The 12,150-nt window shown below is 62.7% G+C and carries 12 protein-coding genes; 10 read left to right on the top strand and 2 right to left on the bottom strand.

All coding sequences use genetic code 11. From position 1 onward, the window contains the following. The first annotated feature begins 21 nt into the window (after nt 1-21). The 9 genes from pnuC (at nt 22) to DMX06_RS24205 (ending at nt 8,979) form a co-directional block, all read left to right on the top strand. A complete protein-coding gene (gene pnuC, locus DMX06_RS24245; RefSeq protein WP_110739704.1) occupies nt 22-588 on the top strand; it encodes a nicotinamide riboside transporter PnuC in 567 nt (188 codons plus the stop codon). Continuing rightward, nucleotides 585-1,136: an AAA family ATPase gene (locus DMX06_RS24240; RefSeq protein WP_110739703.1), complete on the top strand. Its 552-nt coding sequence runs from the start codon at nt 585-587 to the stop codon at nt 1,134-1,136. The genes pnuC and DMX06_RS24240 overlap by 4 nt, the downstream gene beginning before the upstream one ends. A gap of 298 nt (nt 1,137-1,434) precedes the next feature. After that, the gene (locus DMX06_RS24235; RefSeq protein ID WP_110739702.1) at nt 1,435-1,875 is read left to right on the top strand and encodes a hypothetical protein; all 441 of its coding nucleotides are present in this window, start codon (nt 1,435-1,437) and stop codon (nt 1,873-1,875) included. A gap of 1 nt (nt 1,876) precedes the next feature. After that, nucleotides 1,877-2,449 carry an adhesin gene (locus DMX06_RS24230; RefSeq protein WP_110739721.1) on the top strand — a complete coding sequence of 191 codons (573 nt, stop codon included), beginning with the start codon at nt 1,877-1,879 and terminating at the stop codon, nt 2,447-2,449. A gap of 52 nt (nt 2,450-2,501) precedes the next feature. Further along, on the top strand, nt 2,502-3,815 hold the full coding sequence (locus DMX06_RS24225) for a heme utilization protein (RefSeq protein ID WP_110739701.1): 1,314 nt from the start codon (nt 2,502-2,504) through the stop codon (nt 3,813-3,815). 62 nt (nt 3,816-3,877) lie between these two features. Continuing rightward, nucleotides 3,878-4,558, top strand: a complete 681-nt coding sequence (locus DMX06_RS24220; protein ID WP_110739700.1) for a C39 family peptidase — start codon at nt 3,878-3,880, stop codon at nt 4,556-4,558. 33 nt (nt 4,559-4,591) lie between these two features. Next, nucleotides 4,592-5,329: a hypothetical protein gene (locus DMX06_RS24215; protein WP_110739699.1), complete on the top strand. Its 738-nt coding sequence runs from the start codon at nt 4,592-4,594 to the stop codon at nt 5,327-5,329. Nucleotides 5,330-5,375: 46 nt separating this feature from the next. After that, on the top strand, nt 5,376-6,656 hold the full coding sequence (locus DMX06_RS24210) for a hypothetical protein (RefSeq protein WP_110739698.1): 1,281 nt from the start codon (nt 5,376-5,378) through the stop codon (nt 6,654-6,656). A 127-nt stretch (nt 6,657-6,783) separates the two neighbouring features. Then, on the top strand, nt 6,784-8,979 hold the full coding sequence (locus DMX06_RS24205; protein ID WP_110739697.1) for an LTA synthase family protein: 2,196 nt from the start codon (nt 6,784-6,786) through the stop codon (nt 8,977-8,979). Between the two features lie 410 nt (nt 8,980-9,389). On the opposite strand, the gene DMX06_RS24200 is transcribed toward DMX06_RS24205, so the two are convergent. Next, nucleotides 9,390-10,715: a sigma-54 dependent transcriptional regulator gene (locus DMX06_RS24200; RefSeq protein ID WP_110739696.1), complete on the bottom strand. Its 1,326-nt coding sequence runs from the start codon at nt 10,713-10,715 to the stop codon at nt 9,390-9,392. A gap of 332 nt (nt 10,716-11,047) precedes the next feature. Here DMX06_RS24200 and DMX06_RS24195 point away from each other — a divergent pair, with 332 nt between their 5' ends. Further along, nucleotides 11,048-11,314, top strand: a complete 267-nt coding sequence (locus DMX06_RS24195) for a hypothetical protein (RefSeq protein WP_028690802.1) — start codon at nt 11,048-11,050, stop codon at nt 11,312-11,314. Between the two features lie 102 nt (nt 11,315-11,416). On the opposite strand, the gene DMX06_RS24190 is transcribed toward DMX06_RS24195, so the two are convergent. Further along, the gene (locus DMX06_RS24190; protein ID WP_110739720.1) at nt 11,417-11,983 is read right to left on the bottom strand and encodes a vWA domain-containing protein; all 567 of its coding nucleotides are present in this window, start codon (nt 11,981-11,983) and stop codon (nt 11,417-11,419) included. Nucleotides 11,984-12,150 lie beyond the last annotated feature (167 nt).

Below are 12,150 nucleotides of genomic sequence, written 5' to 3'. Positions count from 1 at the left end.
TTCCCCGCCCAAGGAACGCCGATGTCCGGCCTCGAACTCTTCGCCGCCGCGCTCGGCGTCATCGCCGTCTGGCTCACCGTCAAGCAGAACCCCTGGTGCTGGCCGATCGGCCTGGTGATGGTGGTGCTGTACAGCTGGATCTTCTACGAGGTGAAGCTGTACTCGGACATGCTCCTGCAACTGGTCTACGCGGTGCTGCAGCTGTACGGCTGGTGGCAATGGACCCGGCCTGACCGTGTCGAGGACGCCCGCCAGGTGACCCGCCTGGCCCCCGCGCCGATGCTCAAGGGCCTGGCGGCCGGCCTGCTGGCCAGCCTGCTGCTGGGCGCGGGCATGGCGCACTGGACTGACGCCGCCCAGCCCTGGCTGGACGCCGCCCTCACCGGGTTCAGCCTGGTGGCGCAGCTGTGGATGGCGCAAAAGCGCCTGCAATGCTGGGCGTTGTGGGTGGTGGTGGATGTGATCTTTGTCGGCTTGTTCCTGTACAAGGGCTTATACCTCACCGCCGCGCTCTACGCCCTGTTCACCCTGATCGCCGTGCGCGGCTGGCTGGAGTGGCGCCGCGACCCGGCGCTGGCCGCGGCATGAAGATCCTGGTGCTGTGCGGCCCGGAGTCCAGTGGCAAGAGCTGGCTGAGCGGCGAGATCCAGGCGCATTTCGGCGGCGTGCTGGTCGGCGAGTACGTCCGCCATTTCATGGAGCATGAACAACGCGACACCTGCTATGCCGACATCCCCACCATCGCCCGCGGCCAGCTGGCCTGGGAAGATCAGGGTCGGGCGCAGGCACCGGAGCTGCTGATTCTCGATACCCACCTGCTCAGCAACATCCTATGGAGCCGAGCACTGTTCGGCGACTGCCCCGCCTGGATCGAAGAAGCGCTGAAGGCGCGCCATTACGACCTTCACCTGCTGCTGCGTCCAGAGGGCGTCGAATGGGTCGGTGACGGGCAGCGCTGCCAGCCACGGCTGGAAGAGCGCCAGGCTTTTTTTGACGACAGCCTGGCCTGGCTGCAAGGTCACCGGCAGAATCTGCAGGTCATCGAAGGCGACTGGCCACAACGCAGCGCCACCGTGCTGGGCGCGGTGCAACGCTTGCTTGACGGAAAAACCCCGGTTTTCCCCACTGAATGTTAAACCGCTGATACACACCGACTGGCCATGGCCCCCGGATTTGCGCGTATTCCCGCAGTTTCGGGGGCAGTGTCACAACGGTGATACACCTGCGCCGAAATCCCCTCCAAGCCCGAAAATGCGGGGTTTGACCCGTAGCTCAGCGGCGATCTGTCTCAGCACTGATACAACAATTCCCTGACGCACCCGCGCTCCCCACACAAGATCCTGATTCTCAAGCAATAACCAAAACCGGCACAGCTTCTGCTCTTCTTCTGGCAACGCGGCCCCAGGCCCAAACGCCGAAGAAGGAATTGCCATCGTGGGGAAACCAGAAAAAGGCAAGATCTGTCACCTCCTGCTGCTCGGTTGCGCCTTGGGGTCCAGTTTCAGCCTGCCTGTCCAGGCCGAGAACGGGATTGTCGTGATCACTCGCGATGTACAACCGCGCATCGCAACGCGGGCGCCGCTGGCTCCCGACCCGAATCCTGTCACCGTCAACACCAACCCCTCCGCGCATATCCTCAAACAGACCACCGAATTGAGCGATGGCGACTTTGCAGGCATCAGCAGCGGTTCGGGCATCAATACGCTGATCACTCAGCAGACCAACAGCATCAGCACCAGTATCAACAACCAGACGCAATTGCCCAACATTGCCGGAGGGCGTGCCTCAGGCTCTGGCAACGGTATCGCCAACATGGTCAATTCGAATGTCCAGCAAGGCCTGGGCGCCTTGAAGATTCTCAATGGGGGCCAGTGACATGAGGCATTCGCTGCTGATCCTGGCCACGCTGTGCAGTGCTTCGGCCTTCGCCCAATCCCCCGTTACCAACAATGCCACCATCGACAGCTCCGGCGCGCAGTACCAGGGCAACCTGGGTGTCAACCAGGCGGCCGGCGACCAACAGCAACAGGTCAACGCCCGGGCCATCGCCATCGGCCACGACGCCAACGCCAGCACGCAGATCCGCCAGCGCCTGCGCACCCATGTCGACCCAGCGCTGGACGCTCAGTCCAGTATCCAGGGCACGGCCTTCAGTCATGGCAACGGGATCCTCGGGGTCAACCAGAGCGCCGGCGCCAGCAACCAGCAAGCCAACGCACTGCGCATCAGCGTCAGTGCCCAACCGCAAAGCATCGACGACAGCGTCCTTCTGCAACAGAACGTGGCGCTGGTCAACAACTCCGATCCAACTGCCCAGACACCCGGCCATCGCCAGGTCAGCATCAGCGACCAGGCATTCACCGGTAGCCGTGGCGTGGTGCAGTTGAATCAGAGTGCAGGGGTGGGAAACCGAACGGCCAACACCCTGAGCATCCGGGTCGCAGATTGACCCAAACAGGTAACAACAACACTTAACCTAAAACAAAGTACGGAGAACCACCATGAAACCCTCGATGGCACTCAAGCCTCTGGTTTTCGCAATTGCTGCGATCATGGCTGTGGCTGTACAAGCTGGGCAGAATGATCCGCGTGGCCATGGTCACAACAATGGCCACGGCCACAACAACGGTCATCACACCCCTCCTCCTACCAAGATCCCGGTGTATGCAACCGCCAATGCCTGGGATAAGCAAAGCAGCACCAACAACCGTATCAACAATGAAGGCACCATCAACGAAGCCGAAATGAGCAGCTCGGCCTCGGGCACCAGCGGCAACGTCGGTGTCAACGTGGCAGCCGGCGCCGGCAACCAGCAGGATAACGCCGCCGCCATCGCCAACGCCGGTGCCGATTCGAGCCTGGACAACAGCTTCGTGTTCGGCTCCGCCTCGGCCACTGCCGATGTGCGTCAGTACAGCAACAACAACAAGGTCAACAACTACGGCACCACCAACTCCGGCATCATGAGCGGCTCGGGCAACAACGGCAGCGGCAACATGGGCATCAACATTGCTGGCGGCGACCTGAACCAGCAGAAAAACACCATGGCCATTGCCAACTCCAATGCGCCACTGGGTAATGCCACCGCCACCGCCTCCGCCGACCAGAACGGCCCTGGCCTGGTCGTGAACAACCAAGCCGACCGCACCTACCGGGTCGACACCCTGACCTTTACCACCACGAAAAGTGGCAGCGCCTCCCACAACAAGGACTCCAGCTACAGCAAGGAAGGCAGCTCCTCGTCGAGCTGGGAGGCCGCCGGTGCCAACAGCTGGAGCGCCAGTGGCTCGAAGAGCTCGGACGCCAGCGGTTCGCGTAGCCATGAGTCGAGCTCCTCGGCCAGTGGTTCTCTGAGCGCTTCGCTGGATGCCTCGGCAAGCGGCAGTGTGACCCACTCCACCGACTATGGCCGCCACGAGCGCAGCCGCACCGACTCGTTCGATGCGTCGCTGAACGCCTCGATCGACGCTTCGTATGACAAATCGCACGAGAAGTCTTCCAGCTCCTCGTTCGAGAAGGCTTACGACTCTTCGTTCGAGAAGGCCTACGACTCTTCGTACGAAAAATCGGGTAGCAAAGCCTCCGAGTACGCCAAATCCGGCTCGAAGAGCTTCAGCGAATCCAGCTCGTACGACCTGAGCAACACCGTGTCCTTCCAGGTGCTGACGCCTACCGGCTGGGCCAACCCTGTGACCAACACCGCCACCCTGAGTGGCTCGGTGAATGGCGGCAGCGGCAACCTCGGCGTCAACGTGGCCGCCGGTGTGGGCAACCAGCAGAGCAACTCGCTGGCCATCTCCAACACCTCGTTCTGACAGCTGTGACCTTGAGGCCCCCTTCGGGGGGCCTTTCCTCAACAGGATCGGGGGGCACGACCATGCGTATGATCGCCTTGGCGTTTTTGCTGTGCATGGCCAGTTACAGCGAAGCGGCGCAGATGCCGCTTTCGGTTTTGCCGGGGGGCGCGGTGATCTACAAGCCCATCCAGAGCATCCGCGAACGCAAGTTCGCCGACCTGGTGCAACAGAAGACCGATTTCAGTTGCGGCGCCGCGGCGCTGGCAACCATCCTGCGCCAGGCCTACTGGCTGGACGTGGACGAACACACGATCATCGAGGGCATGCTGGCCCACGCCGACCAGGACCTGGTCAAGGTCCAGGGCTTCTCCATGCTCGACATGAAACGCTACGTGGAAAGCCTCGGCATGCGTGCCCGCGGCTACCGGGTCGCCGCTGACACCCTGAGCAGCGTGCGCATTCCCGTGGTCGTGCTGATGGACATCCGTGGCTACAAGCACTTCGTGGTCCTGCAACGGGTCGACAAGGGCTGGGTCTACATCGGTGACCCGGTACTCGGCCACAAACGCTACAAGGTCGAAGACTTCCTCAAGGGCTGGAACGGCATCATCTTCGCCGTGATCGGCCAAGGCTACGACAAGGGCAACGCCTTGCTCGACCCGCCCCTGCCGCTGAGCGCCAAGGACCGCATCAACACCTTCACCCCGGTCAAGGACGCCGAACTGATGGACTTCGGCTTCATCCGCAGCGACTTCTTCTAACGATAATCGAGCGCAACGCGTCGGGAGCATCCCATGAAGACTCCAGCCTGGCTCACCCTGATCTGCCTGGCCACCGCCCTGCCCATTCAGGCAGAGACGTTCAAACCGATTGAACTGAAGGATCAGGAGTTGGCGAACCTGCGCGGTCGCTACGTCATGCCGGGGCGGATCATCAGTTTCGGCATCGTCATGAGCAGTACCTGGCAAAACGCCAATGGTGATGTGATCGGCGCCAAGACGACGATGCAAGTCCAGCAGTCGACCATAAAACCGCAGTTCTATGTGTCGATGATCGATGAAAAAGGCACCGGCTCGTCGAACCAGCAAGGTCGCGGCAGCGTGACCGGTGGCGCAGGCCTGAACGCGACCGAGGGCGTCACCCAGGTCGTGCGCGCCGCAGGCGACAACAACAGCGCTTATAACAATGTCGATATCAACGTCACCAAGGCCAGCCAGGCCCCCGATACACCGCAGCAAGGCCAACTGCTGACCGCAGGCTCGACACTGGTCGGCAGCAACGCCGCAGGATCGTTGAGCGTTTCTTCGAGTGGCACTGGCGTGCAACTCAATCTGGTCGCCAACAACAACCAGGGTAGTGCGCTACAACGCATCGCCCAGGGTGGCCTGATGCAGAACGCGACACTGCTCGGCAACGGCAACCAGGTCAGCAACCTGACCTCCCTCAACGTGGTGCTGCGCGACAACGTGCCTGCCGCGGCCCTCAACGGCAATCTTGACCAGCTCAAAGGTCTTCGCGCGCTCGGATACTGATCTACGCTGACTCTCATCGTATGTAGTCTGAAGGGACGGCTAACCCATGCAACGATCGTTGACGCTCAGAGCGGTTGTCTGTTTGACTACCTTGGCACCCGCGACTTTGCTTCACGCAGCTGCGGACCCACAGGTCGAGGCACTGAAACAAGAGCTGCGGGAGTTGAAACAACGCTACGAAGCCCAGCAGAACGCCCTGATGGTGCTCGAGCAGCGCGTGCGGCAAGTCGAGGAAGCCCCTGCGACACCGCCGCCAAGGCGCCTGACCAAGTCTCCCTCTGAACCGGCCAAAGGCGCCCAGACGGTCGCTTCAGGGACTCCGGGCAACGCAGCCAGCTCGTATGGACAATCGCTCAAGGACGATTCCGAGCCGGCGCAGAGCGTTTCCAACCTCTATGACGAGGCCAGCGGCTTCTTCGGCGGCGGCAAGTTCAGTATCGAAACCGGCCTGACCTACACGCACTACGACACCCGTGCGCTCACGCTCAACGGTTTCCTGGCACTGGACTCGATTTTTCTCGGCAACATCAACCTCGACCGCATCAAGGCTGACAACTGGACCCTGGACCTGACCGCCCGCTACAACCTCGACCAGCGCTGGCAGTTCGATATAAACGTACCCATTGTCTATCGCGAATCGACCTATTCGTCCGGTGGCGTAAGCGGTGTCGGCTCGACCGCCTCCGATGCTTCGGTAACCCGCGACCCAGCCATCGGCGACATCAACGTGGGGATCGCCTACAAGTTTCTCGACGAGTCGGAGAACTGGCCTGATGCAGTCGCTACGCTGCGGGTCAAGGCCCCCACCGGCAAGGACCCCTATGGCATCAAGTTGATCAAGGACACGGCCAACGACAACCTGGCGGTACCTGAGAGCCTGCCAACCGGTAACGGTGTATGGTCGATCACCCCCGGGATCTCTCTGGTCAAGACGTTCGACCCCGCCGTTCTGTTCGCAAGCCTCTCCTACACGTACAACATGCAGGACTCGTTCAGCGACATCAGTCCGGAGGTCAACAGCAAAACTCCGGGTGACGTCAAGCTGGGCGACTCGTGGCAGATAGGCGGTGGTATCGCCTTTGCGCTGAATGAAAGGATGAGTATGTCGTTCTCGGTCAGTGACCAGTTCGCCAGCAAAAGCAAGATCAAGCGTGACGGCAGCGACTGGCAGTCGATCACCAACAGCGACTACAACGCCGCCAACTTCAACGTCGGCCTGACCTTCGCCGCCACCGATAACCTGACCATCGTCCCCAACCTGTCCATCGGACTGACCGAGGACGCACCGGATTTCTCGTTCAGCCTGAAATTCCCGTACTACTTCTGACCCGAACCGGGCCCGATCCAGGGCCCGGGATTTGGTTACCGGTTTTGTAGCGCCCGACTTTCCCGCCATCGGCCTGTTATGATCGCGCACAGTTTTGTGACGATTTAATGGCATTAAGGAAAGATTCGTGAACAACCTGCTCGGTCACCCTCGCGCCCGCCTTGCCTGCCTGGCAATCCTGGTGCTGGTGATTCCCCTGACCGCGCGCGCCCTGCTGGGCTGGTCCAACCCTTTCGGCTACCTGTCCGACCTGGCCATCGGCAGCTTGTTGCTGCTGCTCGTCCACCGCCGCCCCTGGTGGCTGGCCCTGCCGCTGCTGTTGGCCTGGGGCGGCCTGTGGGTGGCATCCGCCGAACTGGTCAGCGCCGTCGGCCGGCTGCCCACGGTCGATGACCTGGCCTACCTGGTCGACCCGCAGTTCATGGAGAACTCCACCGCCGGCGCCCTGGCCCATGCCTGGCTGCCCGCCCTGTTGGTTGCCGGTCTTGGCGCCTGGCTGGCGAGCGTATGGCGATCCCCCGTCGGCACGCCATTGCCACGGCGACTCTGGGCCGTGCCCGTGGCGCTGTTCGGCCTGCACTGGGGCGGCCAGCAACTGGCCCCCTCGGACGCCGACCAATGGCGCCAGTACGGCCTTACCCATCAGGCGCTGTCGGCGGCGGTGGGCAAGCTCCAGCACCAGGCCCTGAGTGGCATGGGCCGGGCCCCGGCGATCACGGCGCTGTCCAGTGCCGGCCTGACCCAGTCCGACCTCAATGGCGTCAAGCTGCTCGACGCCCCGGGCAAGGCGCGCAACCTGCTGATCATCACCGTCGAGGGCATCCCCGGCGCCTACCTGCGCCCCAACCGCGAGGCACTGGGCAGCCGCTTCCAGCAGGACCTGATGCCGCGCCTCAGCCAGTGGGCCGAGCGCGGCATGAACACCCCTGACTATGTGCTGCACACCCACCAGACCATTCGCGGGCTGTACGCGATGCTCTGCGGCGACTACGACAAGCTGGCCAACGGTACGCCCAAGGGCGTCGAACTGTTGACCCAGCAGCAACGTAACCAGGCGTGCCTGCCGGCCCAGCTGCGCGAGGCCGGTTTCGCCACGCATTACCTGCAGGGCGCCGGGCTACGCTTCATGGCCAAGGACCGGATCATGCCGCATATCGGCTTCAACACGGTGCATGGCCTGGAGTGGTTCGCCAACGACAACTACCTGGAATTCCCCTGGGGCAAGGACGACCGCGCCTTCTTCGAAGGTGCGCTCGACTACGTCGGCGAGCTGCGCAAGCAACCACAACCCTGGATGCTCACCCTGCTCACGGTCGGCACTCACCAGCCCTACTCGGCGCCTGATGCCTATCTGCAACGCTTCGATACGCCCAAGCAGGCCGCAGTGGCCTACCTTGACGATGCACTGGGTGGCTTCCTCGACAGCCTCGAGAAACAGGGCGTGCTGGAAGACACCCTGGTGATCGTCACCTCGGATGAGTCCCACGGCATCGACGGCGTGCGCCTGGCCTCGGCCTGGGGCTTCAACCTCACGCTGGCGCCGGAGCAGGCCCAACTGCCCAGGCTCAAGCAGGGGACCTACGGCCATATCGACTTGAGTACCTCCCTGCTCGACTATTTCGCCCTGCCGATCCCGGCGGCCCTGGGCGGACGCTCGCTGTACCGCGACTACGACAGCGGCCGCGAGATGATCTCCTACACCAATGGCATGCTGCGCTACCACGACGGGCAAGGCACCCTCAGCGAATGCGACTTCCAGCAACGCTGCCGGCGCTATGCCAGCACTGGATTCATTGCCGACCACGCCAAGTTCCTCGGCCGTGGCGACGACAGCCTCGGACCGCAGCTCAACCTGCTGGCCGCCAGCCTCGACCAATCGCTGCTGCAGACCCCGCTCAACCTGCGCTACCAGTTCGGCGGGCCCTCGCCCATCGCCCTGGCGGAGCGTATCAAGGATGACTGGGCGGACAACCTGATCGGCGCGCAGTACCTGGAGATGCCCGAGGGGTCGCGTACCCGTGTGCGTCTGAAGGTGCGGGCACTGGATCCCCGGCACGCGGCCTATATCCGCCTCAAGGCCAAGGAACTGGAGCAGGACGTACAGCTCGGGCTGCCCGAAGAGATCCGGGTGACGGCCGACGAGCCGCTGGAAATGGAGTTCGACTTCGACAACCCCACCGTGCGCAAGGCGTTTTCCTTCCATCTGCTGGGGTATGGCGGTGGCGAGGTGGAGGTCAGCGATTTCAGCGTGATCACCGCGCTGCCGGATGAGCCGGAGACGGTGGAAGAACTGGCGGACGGGCATCTTGCGCAGTCGAGTTGAGGGTTGGCTGTTCAAGGTGTTCACCGTAAGTGTTGCAGCGCCTATCAGATCGAGCGCCGCCCGCGCGGCGCATCGCGACGCAAGGCCGCTCCCACATTTGTTGCAACGTGCCGAACCTGTCAGGCCATGGTTGCCCGCCCTGGCGCATGTCTTGAGGCAGGTGGGGTGGCCGTGGTGTCTACGCTGAGACCGCGTCGGACCAACAAGGCGGACCAGGTAATGGCACAGGATTGATTGGCCCGAAACAGATGTGGGAGCGGCCTTGCGTCGCGATGCGCCGCGCGGGCGGCGCTCGATCTCAAGAGCGCTGCAAGGGTCACGGCGGACACCTGGTGGCCCTCACTCGGTCAAAAGCCTGGCACCCAAAGACCTTGAAAGCCCTGGCTGTATTGGCCCTATCGCGAGGCAAGTCAACGAATCTGATGCTTGTGCAACAACCGATAAAACGTCGGCCGCGAGACCCCCAGCACCTTGGCCGCGATACTCAGGTTGTCACTGTGCCGGTTCAGCACATCGCACAACGCCTGCCGCTCGGCCCGGTGCTTGTAGTCCTCCAGCGTGCCCAACGGCTGGTCCTGCTCCTGCAGCTCCTGCAGGCCCAGGTCCTGCGCCTCGATCTGCCGGCCCTCGGCCAGCACCAGCCCGCGCCGCACCCGGTTGGCCAGCTCACGGACATTGCCCGGCCATTCGTGCCGCCCCATGGCCGCCAGGGCGCCGTCGCTGAACGAGCGCGGGCGCCGGCCGGTCTCGGCGCTGTAGAATTGGGAAAAATGACTGGCCAGCATCGACAGGTCGCCATGCCGGTCACGTAGCGGCGCGGTCACGACCTGCAGGACATTGAGCCGGTAGTACAGGTCCTCGCGAAAGCGTGCCAGCGCGATGGCCTTCTCCAGGTCCACATGGGTAGCCGCCAGCACCCTGACGTCCACCGCGATAGGCTGATTGCCCCCTACCCGCTCGATGTGCTTCTCCTGGAGAAAACGCAGGAGATTGGCCTGCAGTTCCAACGGCAGGTCACCAATCTCGTCGAGAAACAGGGTGCCTCCATTGGCCGCCTCGATACGCCCCACCTTACGCTGGTGCGCCCCGGTGAACGCACCTTTTTCATGGCCGAACAGCTCGGACTGGATCAGGTGCTCGGGGATGGCGCCGCAGTTGATGGCGATGAACGGCTTGTCGCGCCGTTGCGATTGCCGGTGCAGGGTACGCGCCACCAACTCTTTGCCTGTGCCGCTTTCGCCACGGATCAGCACCGGCGATTCGGTCGGCGCCAGCTTGCCCAGCAACTTGCGCAGCTCGCGGATCGGCCGGCTCTCGCCCAGCAGTTCATGCTCGGGCTCATCCACCCGCACCGCGCCCTTGCCACGCAGCCGCGCCATGCCAAAGGCGCGGCCCAGGGTAACCTGCACCCGAGAGACATCGAACGGCAGGGTATGAAAGTCGAAAAACCACTCGCAGACGAAATCGCCGACATTTTGCAGGCGCAACTCTTCGGCGCTTAGCACGGCGATCCATTCGGTATTGCTGCGCTTGATCAGGTCCTTGAGCGCCTCGGGGTGCAGCAGGTGCGAGGCCTGTAGGCGTACCAGGCCGACATCGCAGGGCTGCTCCATGGCCGCCTCCAGCGTGCTACTTCGCACATCCCAGCCGACACTGCGCAGGCCCGGCAAAAGGCGGTGGCAATCGTCGCAGGGGTCGACGATCAGCAAGCGGCGTAGGGATGCGGTATCGAGCATGACCTTTCCTTGGCGCCAGTATTTGGTTTTTTAACTATAAACAGACAGTTGCGACGCCCGAATTAACAGTAGCAATGAACTTGACGCCCCCCACTACCGTTGGTCAGCCCACCACGAGAACCGCACGCCCCGCCGGGAATTTTTCAACTCAATTGCCGTCTCAGGCGCGATGCACAGGTAGGAAAACTTCGCCGATTAAAAAATTTTCAACGACCATGTGACTTCAACCCTGATCTGGAGCATCAGTACGAATAACCCCGCGCTGTACACTTTTGTGAAATAACATCGCGGCACCTTATTTCGCTGTTTGGGACCATGAGAGAGACCGAACCATGAACGCCCCGCTCCGTGTCAACGAAGCACTGCTGATCGCCGACCACGCCTTCGAACCCTTCCAGTGCGTAGCCTGGGATGCCCCTAACGGTACTGGTGAACTGAGCCTGGCAGTGATCGACCGGACCAGCACCCGTATCGGCAGCAAACAAGTGTCCTCGCGCGTTTATTCCGACCCCGCGCAATGGGCCAGCCTGATCGAGGAAGTGCGCGCCGAACTGTCCGGCAAAGGTTACGACCTGCAACCCTGGTCGATGCCAAAGTAAAAGAGCACGCTGCTGAAAGTGCGTGGCTACCACGCACTTGTGCAAGTTACCCCACTTTCGGGGATAACTTTTCAATTGCGACATGCTGTCGCAGCCACTGTCTTATTCGACCACCGAGAACTGCTCGATATGGCGATAGTCGGCCTGCAGTTGTTCGGCAAGTTGGCGTGCCCGGCCTACCCGCACCGCTGCTGTTTCCATATCCACCAACAGCGTGCTGCAAGGTAGCGGTTGCAACGCGGCGCCCTGCTGCAGACGGCCATCGGTCAACACCAGACAGCGCCGGGTCTCATGGGGCAAGCGCTTGCCCCGGGCCTGCAACCACTGACGTGCTTCTTCCAGTGCCGCCGGCAACGGTGTGCCCCCGCCTGCCCCCAGGGCCTGCAACCAGGGCTGCAACGATGCCGAGGCTTTCAGGCCATGGCGTTGCCATTGCGGCCGGTTGCCACTGGCCGTGAGCAAGGCCAGGCGTGCACGCTGACGGTAGGCCTCATCGAACAACCCGACCAGCAGCCCCTTGGCCTGGACCAGCGCCTGGTTGCGCCGGGTGGATGCCGAGGCATCGACGATCACCAGCCACAGTTCCGGCGCCTGGGCCTGGCGCTGCTGCCAGCACAGGTCGCGACGCTGGCGAGGTCGACCCTTGAACAAGGTCGGCAGCCAGGCGATACGCCCGTTATCGCTGGCTCGCGCGCGCCCCTGGGAAGTCCCTGTCAAATGACCGGCGCGAGGCTTGGCATCCGCCACCCGATCATGGCGCGAGCGGATGCTCAGGGCTTTTTTGCCCAGTTTGGCACCTCGCGCCGAGCCCCCGTGGCCACCGCCTGGGCAGGCAA

The sequence above is a fragment of the Pseudomonas mosselii genome (genome assembly GCF_003205295.1).
Classification (GTDB): Bacteria; Pseudomonadota; Gammaproteobacteria; order Pseudomonadales; family Pseudomonadaceae; genus Aquipseudomonas; species Aquipseudomonas mosselii_B.
The sequence above is the reverse complement of the archived record's forward strand: the minus strand, read 5'-3'. Positions and strand labels throughout refer to the sequence as shown.

Excerpts from the sequence above, each read along its gene's own strand:
- DMX06_RS24230 (WP_110739721.1), top strand. The coding sequence starts at position 1,877 with ATGAGGCATTCGCTGCTGATCCTGGCCACGCTGTGCAGTGCTTCGGCC.
- DMX06_RS24215 (WP_110739699.1), top strand. The coding sequence starts at position 4,592 with ATGAAGACTCCAGCCTGGCTCACCCTGATCTGCCTGGCCACCGCCCTG.
- DMX06_RS24195 (WP_028690802.1), top strand. The coding sequence starts at position 11,048 with ATGAACGCCCCGCTCCGTGTCAACGAAGCACTGCTGATCGCCGACCAC.
- pnuC (WP_110739704.1), top strand. The coding sequence starts at position 22 with ATGTCCGGCCTCGAACTCTTCGCCGCCGCGCTCGGCGTCATCGCCGTC.
- DMX06_RS24240 (WP_110739703.1), top strand. The coding sequence starts at position 585 with ATGAAGATCCTGGTGCTGTGCGGCCCGGAGTCCAGTGGCAAGAGCTGG.
- DMX06_RS24225 (WP_110739701.1), top strand. The coding sequence starts at position 2,502 with ATGAAACCCTCGATGGCACTCAAGCCTCTGGTTTTCGCAATTGCTGCG.
- DMX06_RS24220 (WP_110739700.1), top strand. The coding sequence starts at position 3,878 with ATGCGTATGATCGCCTTGGCGTTTTTGCTGTGCATGGCCAGTTACAGC.
- DMX06_RS24210 (WP_110739698.1), top strand. The coding sequence starts at position 5,376 with ATGCAACGATCGTTGACGCTCAGAGCGGTTGTCTGTTTGACTACCTTG.
- DMX06_RS24200 (WP_110739696.1), bottom strand. The coding sequence starts at position 10,715 with ATGCTCGATACCGCATCCCTACGCCGCTTGCTGATCGTCGACCCCTGC.